The 16,581-nt window shown below is 60.8% G+C and carries 17 protein-coding genes and 1 other annotated feature; of the genes, 12 read left to right on the top strand and 5 right to left on the bottom strand.

Annotation, left to right across the window (positions count from 1 at the left end; all coding sequences use genetic code 11):
- Positions 1–95 precede the first annotated feature (95 nt).
- The 3 genes from F8O05_RS12250 to F8O05_RS12240 all read right to left on the bottom strand — a co-directional run bounded on the left by F8O05_RS12250 (position 96) and on the right by F8O05_RS12240 (position 2,737).
- Positions 96–611 carry an acyltransferase family protein gene (locus F8O05_RS12250; RefSeq protein WP_158053031.1) on the bottom strand — a complete coding sequence of 172 codons (516 nt, stop codon included), beginning with the start codon at positions 609–611 and terminating at the stop codon, positions 96–98.
- Positions 612–710: 99 nt separating this feature from the next.
- Complete coding sequence (locus tag F8O05_RS12245; protein WP_158053030.1) at positions 711–923, bottom strand: hypothetical protein; 213 nt, start codon at positions 921–923, stop codon at positions 711–713.
- A 605-nt stretch (positions 924–1,528) separates the two neighbouring features.
- Positions 1,529–2,737, bottom strand: a complete 1,209-nt coding sequence (locus F8O05_RS12240) for an IS110 family RNA-guided transposase (RefSeq protein WP_158053029.1) — start codon at positions 2,735–2,737, stop codon at positions 1,529–1,531.
- A 255-nt stretch (positions 2,738–2,992) separates the two neighbouring features.
- On the opposite strand from F8O05_RS12240, the gene F8O05_RS15360 reads away from it, so the two are divergent.
- The 6 genes from F8O05_RS15360 to F8O05_RS12215 all read left to right on the top strand — a co-directional run bounded on the left by F8O05_RS15360 (position 2,993) and on the right by F8O05_RS12215 (position 7,635).
- Positions 2,993–3,115: a hypothetical protein gene (locus F8O05_RS15360; RefSeq protein WP_404811373.1), complete on the top strand. Its 123-nt coding sequence runs from the start codon at positions 2,993–2,995 to the stop codon at positions 3,113–3,115.
- Positions 3,070–3,201: a sequence feature (AL1L pseudoknot), on the top strand. Its footprint overlaps the gene before it by 46 nt.
- The gene (locus F8O05_RS15355; protein WP_158053028.1) at positions 3,112–3,384 is read left to right on the top strand and encodes a hypothetical protein; all 273 of its coding nucleotides are present in this window, start codon (positions 3,112–3,114) and stop codon (positions 3,382–3,384) included. (Overlaps the previous feature by 90 nt.) The genes F8O05_RS15360 and F8O05_RS15355 overlap by 4 nt, the downstream gene beginning before the upstream one ends.
- Before the next feature lie 237 nt (positions 3,385–3,621).
- Positions 3,622–4,065, top strand: coding sequence for a 50S ribosomal protein L13 (rplM, locus tag F8O05_RS12230; protein ID WP_158053027.1), 444 nt, complete (start codon positions 3,622–3,624; stop codon positions 4,063–4,065).
- A 26-nt stretch (positions 4,066–4,091) separates the two neighbouring features.
- Positions 4,092–4,580 carry a 30S ribosomal protein S9 gene (gene rpsI / locus F8O05_RS12225; protein ID WP_225735894.1) on the top strand — a complete coding sequence of 163 codons (489 nt, stop codon included), beginning with the start codon at positions 4,092–4,094 and terminating at the stop codon, positions 4,578–4,580.
- Between the two features lie 14 nt (positions 4,581–4,594).
- Positions 4,595–5,962, top strand: coding sequence for a phosphoglucosamine mutase (gene glmM, locus F8O05_RS12220; protein ID WP_158053025.1), 1,368 nt, complete (start codon positions 4,595–4,597; stop codon positions 5,960–5,962).
- Positions 5,963–6,183: 221 nt separating this feature from the next.
- Positions 6,184–7,635 carry a polysaccharide biosynthesis tyrosine autokinase gene (locus F8O05_RS12215; protein WP_158053024.1) on the top strand — a complete coding sequence of 484 codons (1,452 nt, stop codon included), beginning with the start codon at positions 6,184–6,186 and terminating at the stop codon, positions 7,633–7,635.
- A gap of 97 nt (positions 7,636–7,732) precedes the next feature.
- Here the strand turns inward: F8O05_RS12215 and galE are convergent, their stop codons facing one another.
- Entirely contained in the window at positions 7,733–8,770 is a 1,038-nt protein-coding gene (gene galE, locus F8O05_RS12210; protein ID WP_158053023.1) for a UDP-glucose 4-epimerase GalE, read from the bottom strand.
- A 358-nt stretch (positions 8,771–9,128) separates the two neighbouring features.
- Here galE and F8O05_RS12205 point away from each other — a divergent pair, with 358 nt between their 5' ends.
- The 3 genes from F8O05_RS12205 to F8O05_RS12195 all read left to right on the top strand — a co-directional run bounded on the left by F8O05_RS12205 (position 9,129) and on the right by F8O05_RS12195 (position 11,515).
- On the top strand, positions 9,129–10,547 hold the full coding sequence (locus F8O05_RS12205) for a polysaccharide biosynthesis tyrosine autokinase (RefSeq protein WP_158053022.1): 1,419 nt from the start codon (positions 9,129–9,131) through the stop codon (positions 10,545–10,547).
- Between the two features lie 66 nt (positions 10,548–10,613).
- Positions 10,614–11,207 carry a hypothetical protein gene (locus tag F8O05_RS12200; protein ID WP_158053021.1) on the top strand — a complete coding sequence of 198 codons (594 nt, stop codon included), beginning with the start codon at positions 10,614–10,616 and terminating at the stop codon, positions 11,205–11,207.
- The gene (locus F8O05_RS12195) at positions 11,204–11,515 is read left to right on the top strand and encodes a hypothetical protein (RefSeq protein ID WP_158053020.1); all 312 of its coding nucleotides are present in this window, start codon (positions 11,204–11,206) and stop codon (positions 11,513–11,515) included. Before F8O05_RS12200 ends, F8O05_RS12195 begins: the two co-directional genes overlap by 4 nt.
- 100 nt (positions 11,516–11,615) lie before the next feature.
- Here the strand turns inward: F8O05_RS12195 and F8O05_RS12190 are convergent, their stop codons facing one another.
- Positions 11,616–12,350: a GntR family transcriptional regulator gene (locus F8O05_RS12190; protein ID WP_158053019.1), complete on the bottom strand. Its 735-nt coding sequence runs from the start codon at positions 12,348–12,350 to the stop codon at positions 11,616–11,618.
- A 293-nt stretch (positions 12,351–12,643) separates the two neighbouring features.
- Between F8O05_RS12190 and F8O05_RS12185 the strand changes: the two genes are divergently transcribed.
- The 3 genes from F8O05_RS12185 (at position 12,644) to F8O05_RS12175 (ending at position 16,556) form a co-directional block, all read left to right on the top strand.
- Positions 12,644–14,638 carry a metallophosphoesterase gene (locus F8O05_RS12185; protein WP_192497174.1) on the top strand — a complete coding sequence of 665 codons (1,995 nt, stop codon included), beginning with the start codon at positions 12,644–12,646 and terminating at the stop codon, positions 14,636–14,638.
- A gap of 88 nt (positions 14,639–14,726) precedes the next feature.
- On the top strand, positions 14,727–15,422 hold the full coding sequence (locus F8O05_RS12180) for an HAD family hydrolase (protein ID WP_158053017.1): 696 nt from the start codon (positions 14,727–14,729) through the stop codon (positions 15,420–15,422).
- 183 nt (positions 15,423–15,605) lie between these two features.
- Positions 15,606–16,556 carry a phosphate/phosphite/phosphonate ABC transporter substrate-binding protein gene (locus F8O05_RS12175; RefSeq protein WP_192497173.1) on the top strand — a complete coding sequence of 317 codons (951 nt, stop codon included), beginning with the start codon at positions 15,606–15,608 and terminating at the stop codon, positions 16,554–16,556.
- Positions 16,557–16,581: the final 25 nt, after the last annotated feature.

Here is a 16,581-nt window from a genome sequence, read left to right as displayed (position 1 = left end):
AGTAGAGTGGAGCACGTCGAGGTCTTTCGGGATGGCAAGCGTGAAGAACTTCCATCATCCGGGAGACCTCGACCCCTACCCGGCCACCGACGCGCTCAACCGACTACACCCTCGTTCGTGAAGAGCCCCTTTGTCGCAATCCATCCACTAGCGTCCATGATGGCGACGATAGCGAAGATAATAAATAAGGCGAGCGCAAACCAAAAGTGTGCGTAGCCGAGCGTGTATACATGCCAAATGTCGGTGAATTCCGGCGAATTGTTTGTGCCTGGGATCGCCATTTGCATCACGTAAAAGAGAGTGCCGACAGTCAGGACTGGGATAAGCAGTCGTCGGGCTTTGCCTCGCATGAGTCCCGGGTAGTTCGCTGAGTCTGTGAGGGGGCGCATTGCGTACACGAACCCAGAGAGGACTGTGAATAGTGGCATGCGGATGTCTTCGAGGAGCTCATAGGAGATGCGCCATCCCGAGCCGTGCGCGACGTTCATGCCTGTGTCTGGGGTCACGCCAATTACGTGACCGGCGACCATCAAGACGATTGCTAGACCACGGAGGGAGTATATGCCGAGGTCTTGACCGGTTTTCACTTTTGGCGGTGTGCCAACGCTCATCTGAATTTCTCCTAGTGAGTTGGTGACGGATGCGATTGCTGCCCTGTCATAGGGCGTATTCAGGCAGGGATATTCTCCAAACCGGAAAATGCGAGGGCTCTAGCCGTGAGTCGCGACGAAGTTGTAGCCGTCGTCCAGGTGGTACATCCACGAAGCGGTGATGTCTCCCCATGATGCGGTTTCCTGTCCGTCGATTAGGACGGTGTTCAGAATGTGGGTAGCGACAGAATCAGGAGCCGCGAGTTCGTCGAGCAGATACTCGAAGGTGGTGAGGGCTGCGCAGCCTGAGGTGCTCTCGCTGCTTGTGTTCACGGTGAGGGAGATGCCTCCGTTGCCTAGCTCGATCCCCGTTGCGTAGCTGGCTTCGCAGTTCTCGATGGCAGCCGCGAATAGTGGTTCGCTGATGTACGGGATGTCCGGCGCTACTAATGGACCATTGAGGGGTGCGCAATTCCGATGATTGCCGCGGCTGCCGGAACAATGATGCCTACGGCGATAGGAACGGTGATGCGCGAAAGCCCCGGCTTGGATGACGCCGGAGGTTTGAGTGGGCGCCGAGGCGGCAGGTCGCTATGCGGGTATGTCAACTCGAAACCTTCGTGAAGAGAAACACTGGTCTGAGCATATGCCCTTATGGACACTCCGGAGTATTGAAACAGTTCAATGATTGGCCTGTCGCCTGTCTCAGCTTGGACTGGGGTGGGCGGTTTGTTTTTTCTTAGCTTCCAAGCCATTCTGCGTGTGTGACGGATACGCTTCGTGCGACTGATCGGTATCCGCGGTCGTAGTAGCTGACCATCGATAGTCGAGGAGTACTCGGCGCTGTACATCACGTCGGTTACCGGCACGCCTGCTTCGAGTGAGAGGGTCATGAACGTCTCATGGAGCATGTGGGGGGGGTGCCCCTATGTGATTTGTCAAGCAGCTAATGCCAGCGGTCGGGGTTCCGGTGCGTCGTAGAGAGTGCCATCGCGCATCATCGCGAACAGCACTGTCGATCGACGGTGAGCCAGCGCAATCAGGGCTTGGTTGTGGCGTTTGCCTTGGGCGCGTTTGCGGTCGTAATAGTCGCGACTGATCGGGTCGGAACGGATCGATGCAAAGGCCGACAGGAACAGCGCGCGTTTGAGTCGTTTGTTCCCGGAATGACTCACTCGTTCGGATCGGATCGATGTGCCGGACTGCCGGGTGGTCGGGGCCAGGCCCGCGTAGGCGGCAAGGGCCGCGGCGGTGAGGAAGGTCTTGCCAGAGGTCTCGGCGATGATGATCGCTGCGGTCCTGACCGCGACCCCGGGCATAGAGGTCAGGACCGGATAAAGAGGGTGCTGCTCCACGATTCGCTCCACGCTGGCCGCGACATCAGCGCGCTGCGCGTGCAACGAGACCAGCTGATTCGCCAAGTGCGGCAGCACCATCGCCGCGGCCTCGGTCCCGACCACAGTGACGGTCTGCTTCCTCAACGCGGTCATAATCTCGCCAGCCCACGCGGTGTGCCGACGGGCACCGTGTTTCTTCAGCTTCGCAGCGATCCGCGCTTGTCCGGCACGCTGCAATTGTGCGGGCGTCGGCCATGCAGCAACCACCGCCAAAACGGCGTCGTGGTCCAGCCAGGGTCCCAGCACGCGTTCTAAGGGTGGGTGGATCTGCGTGTACAAGCCGCGGATCCGGTTACTGGTTTGGGTGATTTGCCGGGCCAGGTCTTGGTCGAACCCCTTCAACATCCCCAGAGTGGCTTCGTCCTCATCACTCACGGTCAACGCGCGCAGCGTGTGAGGCATGGTCCGCGCGGCCTCGGCAATGATGAACGCGTCTTTCTGATCGGTCTTCGCGGTGCCGGGATACATGTCCGCGATCCGCCGCATCGACAGACCCGGCAGGTAAGCGATCGGCAACCCCAAGTGCTGTGCGACCGCGACGGCCAGCGCGCCGATCGTTGCGGGCTGATCGACCACGACCAGGACCTGGCCCTTCGCGGAGAGCTGTTGGTAGAGCTCGACGAGTTTGGTTTCGTCGTTGGGTAGCGTCCGGTTCCAGAGTTGCTTTCCTTGCCGGTCGACGCCGCAGGCCCAGTGATCGGTCTTGCCGACGTCGAGGCCTAGGAATATGTCGATGTCTTCGTTGATCACGACGGTCCTCCGTTGCAGTGGTGTGTTCAATTTTGGTGTCGGTCAACCACCGGCAGTGAGTCTTACATCCACGTTACGACAGGCATCCAATGTCGGTGCCGAGCCCCTAATCAGCAATCACTTACTGCCGACTAGCCCTGGTGGCAACACCCCCCGGATCATTGGTTAGACAGGGGCAAGACACCATGCCAGGACTAGCTGGCCGACAGTCCAATCATCACCGATGAAGGACTCTCAATAAAGTAACGGGAACCGATGAACGAGGAAATCACACGGTTGCGTCGTGAGAACGCGCAACTCAAGCGGGCGAATGAGATTCTGAAGACTTCAGCCGCGTTTTTCGCAGCAGCGGAGCTCGACCGCAAACTCGGGCAGTGATCGCGTATATTCGTGAGTATCGGGACCGGTTCGGGGGCGAGCCGATCTGCGCTGTGCTGTGTGCGCATGGCACCCAGATCGACCCGTCGACGTTCCACGCAGATCAGGACCGTGGCTTCGGCCCCAGTGATCGTGAACTCTCGGACGTGATCACCATAGACGCCATGGTCCATGGTCCCGACATCCGCGACTACGTCGAATGCCGATGCGCCGACGGCATGACCGATCGCGAGATCCGCCGCCTCCGGAAACGCTACCTCGTCCGATAGATCTATCGACACCTCAACGCAGCATCAAACCCGAGACTGGGAAGGGTGACGAGATATAGAAGCCTCATAATGTTGCCCTCATGCCCGAAAACAAGTATCCTATGGAGGTTGTCCGTGAATCTGTCACGGCATCGAAGTGGACCCTCGACCGCGACGTTACCAGCAGCATCTGCTGCTGAAACTATTGCAACCGAGTGGGATTCACGACCAATCCCTTCGACCGAAAGATGCATAACTATGCGTACCTACACTCCGAAGGCGGGTGAAGTTACCCGTGAGTGGCACGTCATTGACGCCAATGACGTCATTCTCGGGCGACTCGCAACGCACGCCGCCGCGCTCCTGCGCGGTAAGCACAAGGCGATCTTTGCACCGCACGTTGACACTGGAGACTTCGTCATCATCGTGAACGCCGACAAGGTGGCGCTCACGGGTTCGAAGCTGCAGAAGAAGATGGCCTACCGTCACTCGGGTTACCCGGGTGGTCTCCGCGCCGAGAGCTACGAAGAGCTCCTCGAGAAGCGTCCCGAGCGCGCCGTTGAAAAGGCGATCCGTGGCATGCTCCCGAAGAACTCGCTCGGCCGTGACATGCTCAAGAAGCTCAAGGTGTACGCGGGTCCTGAGCACCCGCACGCGGCTCAGCAGCCGAAGCCCTACACCTTTGACCAGGTTGCCCAGTAGCGGCAGGAATGACGAAGGACGAACAAGTGGCGACCATCGCAGACTCCATCGAGGAGCAGCCCACCAACTACAGCACCGAAACCCCGGCCGAGCAGGCTGAGGCTTCGACCCCTCGCCCAGCACTCACCGTGCCGGGCGCCGCAGTCGGACGACGCAAGCAGGCCGTAGCCCGCGTGCGCATCGTTCCCGGCACCGGCCAGTTCACGGTTAACGGCCGTGACTTCGAGGACTACTTCCCGAACAAGCTGCATCAGCAGCTCATCACCGATCCGTTCACGCTGCTCGACCTGTCGAACGCGTACGACGTCATCGCAAAGATCCACGGCGGTGGCCCCTCGGGCCAGGCCGGCGCTCTTCGCCTCGGCATCGCTCGCGCGCTCAACGAGGTTGACCGCGAGAACAACCGCCCCGGCCTCAAGAAGGCTGGCTTCTTGACTCGTGACCCGCGCGTCAAGGAACGTAAGAAGGCCGGTCTTAAGAAGGCCCGCAAGGCTTCGCAGTTCTCGAAGCGCTAGGCCGAATCGAGAATATGGCTCGCCTATTTGGCACCGACGGTGTGCGAGGCCTTGCGAACGAACTGCTTACAGTCGAACTCGCAACGGCCCTCGCCCAGGCCGCCGCAGTTGTGCTCGCGCGTGAAGCGCGCGAGCACAACCGGCGGCCCGTCGCGGTTCTGGCCCGCGACCCCCGCATCTCTGGAGAGTTTCTCTCGGCGGCAGTCGCAGCAGGGCTCGCGTCCTCCGGGGTGGATGTATTTGACGCTGGCGTAATTCCCACGCCTGCAGCGGCATTCTTGACCGCGGACACAGACGCTGACTTTGGTGTCATGATCTCGGCGTCACACAACCCCGCACCCGATAACGGGATTAAGTTTTTCGCTCGCGGCGGCCTGAAGCTTGCCGACGAGCTCGAAGAGGAAATTGAAGCGCAGCTCGAGCAAGAGCCTGCTCGTCCTCTCAACGGTGACGTTGGTCACATCGAACGATTTGCCGACGCTGAAGATCGCTATGCGCTCCACCTGTTGAGTTCGATTCCGGTTATCCACGAAGATGGCCGCCCCGCGCTCAAGGGGCTGCACGTCGTTATTGACGCTGCCAACGGAGCTGCGGCAGGCGTATCGCCGCAGGTTTTCAAGGACGCTGGTGCTGAAGTTACCGTTATCGGTAATGAGCCTGATGGTCTGAACATTAATGATGGTGTTGGATCGACTCACCTCGAGCGGCTCCAGGAAGTCGTCGTTGGCCTTGGCGCCGATTTGGGCATTGCTCACGACGGTGATGCCGACCGCTGCCTTGCCGTTGACGCGAACGGCGAGGTGGTCGATGGGGACCAGATCATGGCGATCATCGCACTGTCGCTGCGCCGACGCGGCATGCTGACCGACGACACCCTCGTTGCAACGGTCATGTCGAACCTCGGTCTCCGCCTCGCAATGCAAGAGCACGGCATCACGATGCTCGAGACCAAAGTGGGGGACCGTTACGTCCTCGCGGAACTGAACAAGCGCGGCCTCGCCCTCGGTGGCGAACAGTCGGGGCACGTGATCATCACGCGCCACGCGACCACGGGCGACGGCCTGCTCACCGGGCTTACGCTCGCGACCGTCGTGGCAGCGACCGGAAAGCCTTTGGCTGAGCTCAAGCAAGTCATGAAGGTGTACCCGCAAGTGCTGATCAACGTGCGTGACGTGCGCAAGGGCGATTGCGACTCGGACGCGGGCGTGCAAGACGCTGTCGCGGCAATCGGAGCGGAGCTCGGAGAGACGGGTCGAGTACTACTCCGCCCCTCCGGCACTGAACCGGTAGTACGTGTCATGGTCGAAGCCGAGACACACGAACGAGCGCAGGACTGCGCCAAGCGACTCGCAGCAGTCGTCTCAGAACGTCTGGCGCTTTAGCCCGCGCGATTCGCTGTCACGTTGTGGCCCTGGACCTGGTGGTTTCAGGGCCACAACGCTATAACAGTGCGAGCGTCGAACAAGTTTGGCGACCGTGCAGATTCGTTCTTAAGTTTGATTGATTCATAACTTTGCTTTGTTTCGGGCGAAACTTGCCAGTAAGTTTGAGATTTGGTGTTAACCCTCTTCGGGTCCGCTTTTTGGTGACGGAAGGTTCTTGATTGGAACTGCAAGATTATCTCCGCATCCTCCGCAAGAATTGGATTCTTATCCTGCTCTTGACGTTGGTCGGTGCCGGTATTGGCGGCGCTGTTTCTTTAGTGACGTCGCCCAAGTACAGCTCGACGGCTGAGCTGTATGTCACGGTGCGGGCTCAAGAAGGCGCGGCCACGGGTGACCTGCTGCAGGGCACTAACTTCGCACGTCAATCGGTCGTGAGTTATGTCGACGTCGCCACGAGTGCACTCGTGCTCGACCGGGTGATTGACCGACTCGACCTCGATAACACCGCAAGCGAACTCGAATCAAAACTTTCCGTTACCGCGCCCGAGGGGACGGTACTGATCAAGATCACCGCCACCGACGTTGACCCACAGCACGCCGCCGAGCTTGCGGACGCGGTTGGTGAAGATCTCACCACCGTTATTGAAGACGTCATTGAACTCGCGGATTCCGACGGCCAAAGTCGCGTGCAACTGAGCGTGATCAACCCGGCCACCGTTGCCGAGAATCCAGTCAGCCCGAATACGAAACTGAATATCGCCCTGGGCACTGTGCTTGGGCTGATGATTGGGTTCGGACTGGCACTGCTGCGACACATCCTTGACACTCGCATCCGCTCACTGCATGACATCCGAGCATTGGTGGAGGCCCCGGTTATTGGTGGCATTGCCTACGATTCGGATTTCCGCAAGCAACCACTCATTGTTCAAGCGAAGCCCCGGAGCCCACTCGCCGAAGCATTCCGAGCGCTGCGCACCAACGTGCAGTTCCTCGACCCCGACTCAACCTCGCAGGTGTTTGTGCTGACCAGTGCATCCCCCGCAGAGGGTAAATCGACGACCTCGACGAACCTCGCCATTGCGCTCGCACAAACAGGATTTAGCGTTGCGCTCGTCGACGCTGATCTTCGCAAGCCAAAAGTTGCCGAGTACATGGGTATTGAAGGTAGCGTCGGCCTCACCGATGTGCTGATCGGGAAAGCTGAACTCACGGACGTCTTGCAGCCATGGGGCCGCGGGCGACTTGCCGTGCTGCCCGCCGGGCGCATCCCACCAAACCCGAGTGAGCTGCTGGGCTCGCGCGCCATGCAAGAGGTCATCGCGAACCTGGGCGAGAACGTCGACTACGTGATCATCGACAGCCCGCCGGTACTGCCGGTGACGGACGCCACCGTGATCTCTCGATTTGCGAACGGCATCATCCTCACCGTGGCTGCCGGATCGACCAAGCGCCAACAGTTGGCGAGTGCCGTTGATGCCATTGATGCCGCTGAGGGGAAGCTTCTCGGAATTGTTGCGACGATGCTGCCCACGAAGGGGCCAGATAGCAACGCATACGGTGCCTATTCCTATGGGGAATCGTATGGCGTGTATGGCGACGAAGTCGTGCCCGATAAGGGTGCCATTGCGAAGGCCACGGCCAAGAAAGCAAAAACCGCTGAATCAAAGTAAGGGATGAGCCGCCCACTACGGTGAGCCGCATCCTGCAGAAATGGGTCCGAACGCAAATTGCGATCGGACCCATTTCAGCTTGGAAGCATGAAGCTGCTTAAGCTTCGGGCGAACTACCTGCGCCAAACCCATCCGGGTTTTGCGACTGCCAACGCCAGGAATCGCGGCAAGCATCCGCCAGCGTCAGCCGGGTCTGCCACCGCAGCTCCCGATTCGCCTTCGACGGGTTCGCAACCAGCTTCGCCAAGTCCCCGGCACGCGGCTCGGCAATCACATACGGCACAGCCTGGCCGCTCGCCTCCGCATAAGCAGCGACGACCTCAAGCACACTGTGGCCCGTACCCGACCCGAGGTTGTACACGCTCACCCCGGGAGTCGAATGCTCGAGCGCAGCCATATGACCCGCCGCGAGATCGACCACGTGAATATAATCGCGGATCCCCGTGCCATCCGGAGTGGGGTAGCTGTCACCAAACACGTACAGCTTCTCTCGGCGGCCGATCGCAACCTGCGAGACAAACGGCATCAGGTTATTCGGGATCCCGAACGGATCCTCACCGATGAGGCCCGAAGCATGGGCCCCAACCGGATTGAAATAACGCAAGATCGTCGCTTGCAATTCTGGCCAGGCGGTCTGCGCATCCGTAATGATCTGCTCACTCATGGCCTTCGACCAACCGTAGGGATTGGTGATGCCCACACCGACCTGGTGGTTCTCGTCGAGGCCAACTGAAGCATCCTCAGGCTCGCCATAGACCGTCGCGGAAGAGCTGAAAATGAGCTTTCGAACATCCTTCGCCTTGAGAATGTCGAGAAGATTGAGTGTGGCAGAAAGATTTTCGCGATAGTAGCGGGTGGGCTGTTCGACAGATTCACCGACAGCCTTGAGACCGGCGAAGTGGATCGCGGCCTCGAAATCGACGTTCTGGAGAGCCTGTTCTGCCTCTGCCTTATCGGCAAGATTTGCCTCGATCAGCGAAACCTGCTTGCCGGTGATCTGCGCGATACGCTCGATCACGGCTGGGTGACTGTTCGAGAAGTTGTCTAAAACGACGACCTCGTGGCCCGCTTCGAGGAGGGTGACTGCGACATGGGAACCGATATAGCCGGCACCGCCGGTAAGTAAGACACGCACGGTTCGAACTTAGCAGTTGGGTGTGGCCTGGAGCGTCACCGTTGTCTGCTTCATGACCGCGGGGAAGGTTACACCCGAAGAGGCTTCTGCCGCGGGCGATCGGACTGGGCCGACTGGTGTGCCTGGCCGAGATCGATGTGTTGTCACGAAGATCCATTACGTGTGGAATTGCGGCGGAATCAGTGGTGAGACGCGCAATTTCTTGGGTTGTGCATCCGGATTGCTTGCTCTCGAAGCAAGGCGGTGCCGTGCCGCGAATCTATAGCAGGATTACTTTGGAAACTGTGCATAATCTCGGTAAGTTTGCTGCGCGGGGTGTGAGATGAGTGGCGCCTCGTTGAGCGATTGAGGTCATTACTTGGAACTGCACGACTACATCCGCATTGTCCGCAAGAACTGGGTGCTGATTTTCGTGTTAGCTGTTTTGGGTACGGGTGTCGGGGCCGGGATTTCGGCGTTGACTCCGGCGAAGTATGAATCCACGGCTGAACTTTATGTGACGGTCCGAACGCCCGAGAACGCGGCGACGGGGGACCTGCTGCAGGGCACGAACTTCGCCCGGCAATCGGTCGTGAGCTATGTGGATGTGGCGACGAGCGCCCTCGTGTTGGACCGCGTGATCGAGCGGCTCTCGCTGGATGCGACCGTGGACGAGCTGCGGCCGAAGCTTTCGGCGAGCACCCCGAACGACACCGTGCTGATCGCGATCACCGCCACCGATAGTTCTGCCGAGCGCGCTGCCGAGCTTGCGAACGTGACGGGGGAGGAGCTCGCGGCCGTCGTTGAGGACGTCATCGAAATCGCCGATACCGATGGCGAGAGCCCGGTGGACCTGAACCTGATTAACCCGGCCATTGTCGCTGACGCGCCGTCGAGCCCGAACGTGCGCATGAACATCCTGCTGGGTGCCGTGCTGGGGCTCATACTGGGGTTCGGAGCGGCGCTGCTGCGGCACATGTTGGACACGCGGATTCGGTCGCTGAGCGACATTCGGCAGATTGTGGATGCGCCGGTGCTGGGCGGGATCGCGTTCGACGAGGAGCTGCGTCGGCAGCCGCTGGTGGTGCAGGCGCAGCCGCGGAGCCCGGGTGCGGAGGCATTTCGGGCGCTGCGCACGAATGTGCAGTTTCTGGACCCGGACTCTTCCTCGCAGATTTTTGTGGTGACCAGTGCTGGTCCGGGGGAGGGGAAGTCGACGACCTCGGCGAACCTGGCGCTGGCGTTGGCGCAGACCGGGTTCACGGTGGCGCTGGTCGATGCGGACCTGCGCAAGCCCCGGCTGGCGGAGTACATGGGTGTAGAAGGCTCGGTCGGGCTGACCGATGTGCTGGTGGGTCGTGCGGAGCTGTCGGATGTGCTGCAGCCCTGGGGCCGCGGCCGGCTCGCGGTGCTGCCCTCCGGGCAGATCCCGCCGAACCCGAGCGAGCTTTTGGGTTCGCGCGCGATGCAGCAGGTGCTCGAGGCGCTTTCTGCGCAAGCCGATTACGTGATCGTGGATGCGCCGCCGGTGCTGCCGGTGACCGATGCTACGGTGCTGGCGCGGTTTGCGAGTGGGCTGCTGGTGACCGTGGCCGCCGGGTCGACGCACCGGCAGGAGCTGCAGGGGTGCGTGGACGCGATTGAGGCTGCGGATGGGCGGTTGTTGGGGGTCGTCGCGACGAAGCTGCCGGTGAAGGGGCCGGATAGTGCTGCGTTTGGGGCGTATTCGTATGGGGCTTATGGGACGTATGGGGATGGTGCGGGTGTGGCTGCGGAGGAGTGGGAGGTTAGGGCTTAGGCGCGCACCTGAGCCGCTCTGTGTGCATCTTGTCCTGATGTCACGTTCCCGGTAAACTTTCGTGACATGAGCGTGATGACCCCAGCGGCTGTGATTCGGAGTGCCCCGGTACGCTCCTTCGTGCACGTAAACCAGCTGCCGGGTACTGCGACCGCGGCGCGGCAGGCTGCGTCTCGCGCTGCGCGGAACGGTGAGCTTCTTCCTATTCGTCGTGGCCTGTATTACCGGGGCGTGAAGACGCGGTACGGCATGACTCGTCCCCGCGTGGAAGAGATTGCCCGGGAGGTGCTCGGGGAAATGGGCAGTGGCCCAGCTGGCTACTCCGCTGCCCGTGAGTGGGGTGTGACAACCCAGGTGCCCCAGTCCTTCCATGTCGCAACGCTCTGGACAACGGATCCGATCGCGGGGGTCACGCAGCATGCCCGACGGAATAGGGAGCGTGCAAAGCTCAACCCGAAGGAGATCGCTCTTCTCGAGTTGCTTCGTGCTCCTGACGTGTATGTCGAATCGGGCTGGGGTGCGCTGGTTGATCGCGTTCGCGGCGCTCTGAAAAGAGGCGAAGTACGAGAAGACGCTCTCCGTGCTGCCGTTGGCGGGGAACGAAACGTCACCGTCCGGGAGAGCTTCGACCGGCTCGTCACTGATCTGATGGCGGCATGAGCGAGCGGCTCCGGGAACACCCGGACGATCTTGACGCGATCGATCCAATTGCGAAGCAGAACCTCATCGACGATATCGATCAGCAGAGCGTTGCCGCGGGCTTCTCTATGACGAGCCGTCCCGCAGACGGTTACGCGTCGAGCCCTGCGTTCGATCGAGATCACCCCGCTCGTGCTGCAATCGAAGAGGGATACGTCGCGGCACAACAACTCATTTATGGAGAACTCATCTCGTTGGATGATGCTCTCGCGAGCGTACATCGCAGGCGGAACCTCGTGTACCGAGTAGGGCTTTCGACGCGTACCTGATCCAAGAGAAGATCGTGCGCGACCCTTACATAAACCCCATGTAAATCCCGACGGATCTGCCGAAAGCTATCAAGAACTGGGAGCTTTCGAATTCCGCGGCCTACGGTGCGGTACGTTGGATCGCATCCTGGTGGCGTGACGAAGAAACCTGGAACTGGATCGTGCCCGGTACGTACCTGTCTTCGCTGAATTCCAGGGCACGCCCGTCTCGGATAAAGGTTGATCGCTTCACTCGAAGTAACGGACTCGTGCGCCGGACGCCGAGCAGCTCGGCGTCTTCTTTGGAAGCAGAAACTGCGTCGATGGAATGTTCCGAATGCACCGCAAACAGCTGGTATCGCTCCTCCAACACCTTCACGACAGAGGGCTCGTCATCTGGAATCTCCTCGATGATGGGAAGCATCCAATCGGGGTAGACACTGCGTTCGAGCATCACAACGCGATCGTCGAGGCCGCGTAGCCGCTTCACCATGAGCACCTGGCTGCCGACCGCCACTCGCAGCGCGCGGGCATGGACGGCGGTGGCACGCTGCGCGCGAGCCTCGACTACGCGGCCGCTCGGGAGCATTCCTTTCTTCTGTGCCCACTGCGCGAACGAGCGCAGGTCGTTGATGTCGTGATTTTGCAGGCTGCTGTGGACGAGCCAGCCGCTACCCTGCTTCGGAACAACCGCGCCGCGTGCTTCGAGAGATATGAGCGCGGCACGGATCGTCCCGCGCGAACACTCGTAATGGGCGGCGAACTCGAGCTCCGATGGCAATGGTGTCCCGAACTTGAACTCGCCGTCGGTGATTCGTCTGGCGATGTCACGCGCAACTTCTACCTGGCTGGCCATTAATCTCCCGCTATGCCGAACTTTGACGTTTAGCCAGCTGACCACAGCTCCGTAAAGTTTCGGTGTCGAGTTGGCCGACGGCCGACCCGAGTGGACAACTGCGCGCAATTGTTGCGCGAGGTCGCGGTTCACCGCCGCGAGTTGGCATTCCATTCAACCTGTGTTCATTCGTGCTTTGGTCACGGTCACCTTAATCGGTCCCGAGCGTGGCTCACCCAAGTTCGAAAGGACCAAAATTCATGACTCAAACAGTTGAGGCACAAACCACTAGACGAAGGTCGCCTCATCGGGCAATGATCGGAACGGTCGGCGTTGCGGCACTCCTCGCAACCGGAAGCCTGTTGGCACCAGCGAGCGTCGCCCACGCGCAGCCGATCATCGACGACCCAGCTGCGCCGCAGCCAGGTGACCCGAATGCACCAGTTACCAGCAGCCCGTTGTCGACCTCGACCGCAACTGACGGTGTGATCGCACGCGAATCATTCGATGGGGGAGCACTGCCCGAAGGATGGTCGATTGACTCGAACGAGGCAGAGGGCGAGTACGCCGGTTGGGTCACAACGACTCGTAGCGAATGGAGCGCATCGGTTGACAATATGCGCGACCGCTTCGGACGTTCGCACGCGGAATTCTTCGTTGCGGATGCGGGCCAGTTCGGTGGCGACTTCGAATCCACGCTCACCTCGGCTGCAGTCGACGTCGAGGGACTCAACCAGGTACGCCTGACCTTCGACAGCCACTACCGAGGCACCGACGGCCAGTCGGGCGTCGTGGAAGCATCCTTCGACGGCGGAGAAACGACCGAGATCCTGCGTCTCGACAGCGAATCCGTAGAGAACGACTACGACGCACTGCAAATGAACGGCAACCAGAGCCTCGTGCTCGACGTGCCGACGGATGCAGAAAGCGTCGAATTCTCGTGGACCTTCATCGGTGACGCGGATGGCTACTACTGGGGTATCGACTCGGTGGCCGTCCACCAGGTACAAAACGAGACCGAGGGCGCGACCACGAACGCCTGGGTTGTCTCCGACATCCAGGGACACCCGCACGACCTCGAGAGCGGCCTCAACTGGCTGGCCGAAAATGCGGCAGACCCGTCCGCACTCCTGATGGTTGGCGACATTGTCAACACCGGCGCACCAGCCGAATGGCAAGAGATCTACGAGGTCATGGACAACACCGCGCAGATCCGTCCAGACGTCACGGTTGCCGCAATTGGAAACCACGAGCGCTACTACACCGGCGGCTTCGGGCAGAACCACGATCGCTTCCTCGAATTCGCCGACCGCGACCGTGTCTGGGGCGAATATGTGCTCGAGGGAGAGGGCGGCGAAGTACCGGTTATCGTGCTGGGACAAGAATTTGGCGGACCAAGCGATGTCGCGATGAGCGACGCACAGGTCGAATTCCTCGAAGAGCGCCTCGCATTCTGGAGCGACCAGGACAAGCAGGTCATCGTCATGTCGCACTTCCCACTCGGGAACACCGTGTCGGCAAGCTGGCTGCCCTGGTACTCGAACCACCACATGATGAACGAGCGCCTGACGAACGTGCTCGGAAACTACCCGAACGCCATCCTCTTCTCTGGCCACACCCACTACCCGGCTGAACAGGGCGACTGGGCGATGCAGCGCCGTACCGATGACGGACACCCCGACGGCTTCTGGAACATCAACACCGTCGCAATGCACGTCGGCTGGGATGCCCGCGGTGAAAACACCCAGGACGTAACAGAGTTCACCACCGGCGACGTCAACTACGGCAGCACCATTGAGGTGTACGCCGACCGCTCCGTTGTGAAGCTCTACGACTTCTTCACGGGAGAACAGGTTCGGGAGATCACCATCCCGAACCCACTCACGGAATTTGACGGTGACGTTGCACCGGCACCGACCCCGGGCGAGGACGAAACACCGTCGACTCCCGACCCGGAGCCGACTGATGAAACCGAGCCGGCGGACGACACCGACTCAGCGGACGACGGCGACTCTGGGCAGGACGAGACTCCGGGTAACGGCACGGATGCTGACGCGACCCCGGGGACCAGTTCGGATGCTGACGGTGCCGCAAGCGCCGGGTCTGGCTCGGACGGGGCTGGCGCGGATGGGTCTGGTTCGGACGCGACTGGTGGCTCGAGCGATTCCACTGCCAAGGAAAGTGGCGAGCAGGGCCTTGCCGCCACCGGTGCCACCGAGCTCGGGCTCCTGGCTGTGCTCTCCGTCGTGTTGCTCGCCGGTGGCGTGACGATCGCACTGCTGCGCCGACGCCTCGACGCACACAACTAATCGACAAATAGACGCAGAAGGCCGGTGTGCGGATGAATCGCCCACCGGCCCTTCCGCATCCACCCGAGACCTCGAAAGCTATATCCCAATGTCGATATTGACCCAAGCATCCGACCTGCTGCCGCAAGGCGGCCCCGCAACAGCGGCCATCTTCGATTTCGATGGAGTCCTGGTGGACTCCGAAAGTCGCTGGCTGCGCACCATCGAGCAATTTCTCACGCAGCACGGCAACGACGCCGGGGGAGCCGAACGATTCCGCGGGGTGACACTCGAACAAGCGATTGAACTCATCTGCACCGACCGCGATGACCTGAAGCTTCGGCAGCACGAGCTACTGCAGGAACTTGACGAAAACTACCGGCGCGAGATCGCCGGAATCACGGCGCCGATCGTTGCCGCGGCGAACTTCGTTGCCAGGCTGCGGCCCTGGCTGCCCCTCGTGGTGGCCTCGAACGGTAGTCGCCGGGATGTGCAGCTGATGCTTGCCGCGACCGGGCTTGCGGATGCGTTTCAGGGAGTGTTCACCATCGATGACGTCCCGGCAGGTAAGCCCGCTCCCGACCTCTATTTGGCGGCGCGGCAAAGCGTCGATTCGCGAGGTGCCCAGACACTCGCCTTCGACGACTCGCCCGTCGGCGTTGCCGCCGCGAAAGCTGCGGGCTGTGTGGTGGTCGGCGTCAATGCCGACCCACGGATAGCACTCGATTCCGACCTCCGGATCGGCTCGTTTGCCGAACTCGAATTCGATTCGGAACTTCGGCGCATCCGCAGTTCTGGCCGCTGACCTAGACAGCTGCGCACACAAGTCCCGCGAATCCGACCGCGGACACCCGCAGTTTGCTTCGGGTTCACCTACCGTCGCCCGACCGTTCAACGCCACGACCTGGAGTGGCTGCTAACGCGTGATTCTGCGCCAGAGCTATTGATAGCTCGCTTCTTCTTTTACTCGCACGTGAGGAATTTCATTGTGAAGAACCGTAGTCCTATTCTTGCCACGCTTGCCATCGCTGCGCTCGCGCTGACCGGTTGCGCGAGTAACGCGGGTTCCGCCGCAGACAACGCCGACGCCACAGCATCCAGCCAAGTGCTGACCATCGCCGCCGTTCCCTCGGAAGACGCCACCATGCTTGAGCAGAAGTTTGAGCTCTTCCGCGAGGTCGTAGAAGCCGAGACCGGGATGCAGACCGAACTCGTCCAGTCCACCGACTACACGGCCGTGATCGAGGCGCTCGTCGCCGACCAGGCCGACATCGCCATCGGTTCGCCGTTCACCTACGTCCGCTCCGTCAACGCGGGCGCAACCGTGGAAGCCATCGGCGGGGCCGTCTACGAGAAGGACGAACCAGCCGGGTACCAGTCGTTTGCGCTTGTTCGCGCCGACTCGGACATTACCGACCTGTCGCAGGCTGCCGACAAGTCGGTCTGCTTCGTGGAACAGGGTTCGACTTCGGGCTACCTGTACCCCTCGGCGGGACTCCTTGATGTTGGCATTGACCCCGAAACCGACATCGACCCGATCTTCGCGGGCGCACACGACGCCTCCGTCTTGCAGCTGCTCGAAGGGGAGTGCGAGATCGCATTTGCCTACGACGCGATGGTCACCAACCTGATGCCCGCGCAGGGCGACCTTTCGGAAGACGACTACAAGATCATCTGGGAATCGCCCATGATCGCGGCCTCGCCGGTGTTCATGAACACCAACACGATCGACCCAGAGACCCAGGAGCAGCTACGCACGCTATTCGAAAACCTCATGAACGCGGATGCGCTCGTTGAGGCGGGCTACTGCACCGACGTCGAAGAATGCATCGAACGCATGCCAGAAACCAACTACGGCTACGTGCCGGTCGACGACTCAACCTACGACGGCCTCCGCGAGGTATGCGAAATCACGCAGGCCGAGGCTTGCAACGAGTAGTACGAGCACATGACAGTTCTACATC

The organism is Gulosibacter chungangensis (genome assembly GCF_008831155.1).
GTDB classification, from domain to species: domain Bacteria; phylum Actinomycetota; class Actinomycetes; order Actinomycetales; family Microbacteriaceae; genus Gulosibacter; species Gulosibacter chungangensis.
This window is presented reverse-complemented; position numbering and strand designations above follow the sequence as displayed.

Bases quoted from the DNA above. Each gene is read 5' to 3' on its own strand.
- F8O05_RS12200 (WP_158053021.1), top strand. From the start codon at position 10,614: ATGAGCGTGATGACCCCAGCGGCTGTGATTCGGAGTGCCCCGGTACGC.
- glmM (WP_158053025.1), top strand. From the start codon at position 4,595: ATGGCTCGCCTATTTGGCACCGACGGTGTGCGAGGCCTTGCGAACGAA.
- rplM (WP_158053027.1), top strand. From the start codon at position 3,622: ATGCGTACCTACACTCCGAAGGCGGGTGAAGTTACCCGTGAGTGGCAC.
- F8O05_RS12250 (WP_158053031.1), bottom strand. From the start codon at position 611: ATGAGCGTTGGCACACCGCCAAAAGTGAAAACCGGTCAAGACCTCGGC.
- F8O05_RS12185 (WP_192497174.1), top strand. From the start codon at position 12,644: ATGATCGGAACGGTCGGCGTTGCGGCACTCCTCGCAACCGGAAGCCTG.
- F8O05_RS12195 (WP_158053020.1), top strand. From the start codon at position 11,204: ATGAGCGAGCGGCTCCGGGAACACCCGGACGATCTTGACGCGATCGAT.
- F8O05_RS12180 (WP_158053017.1), top strand. From the start codon at position 14,727: ATGTCGATATTGACCCAAGCATCCGACCTGCTGCCGCAAGGCGGCCCC.
- F8O05_RS12190 (WP_158053019.1), bottom strand. From the start codon at position 12,350: ATGGCCAGCCAGGTAGAAGTTGCGCGTGACATCGCCAGACGAATCACC.
- F8O05_RS15360 (WP_404811373.1), top strand. From the start codon at position 2,993: ATGAACGAGGAAATCACACGGTTGCGTCGTGAGAACGCGCAACTCAAG.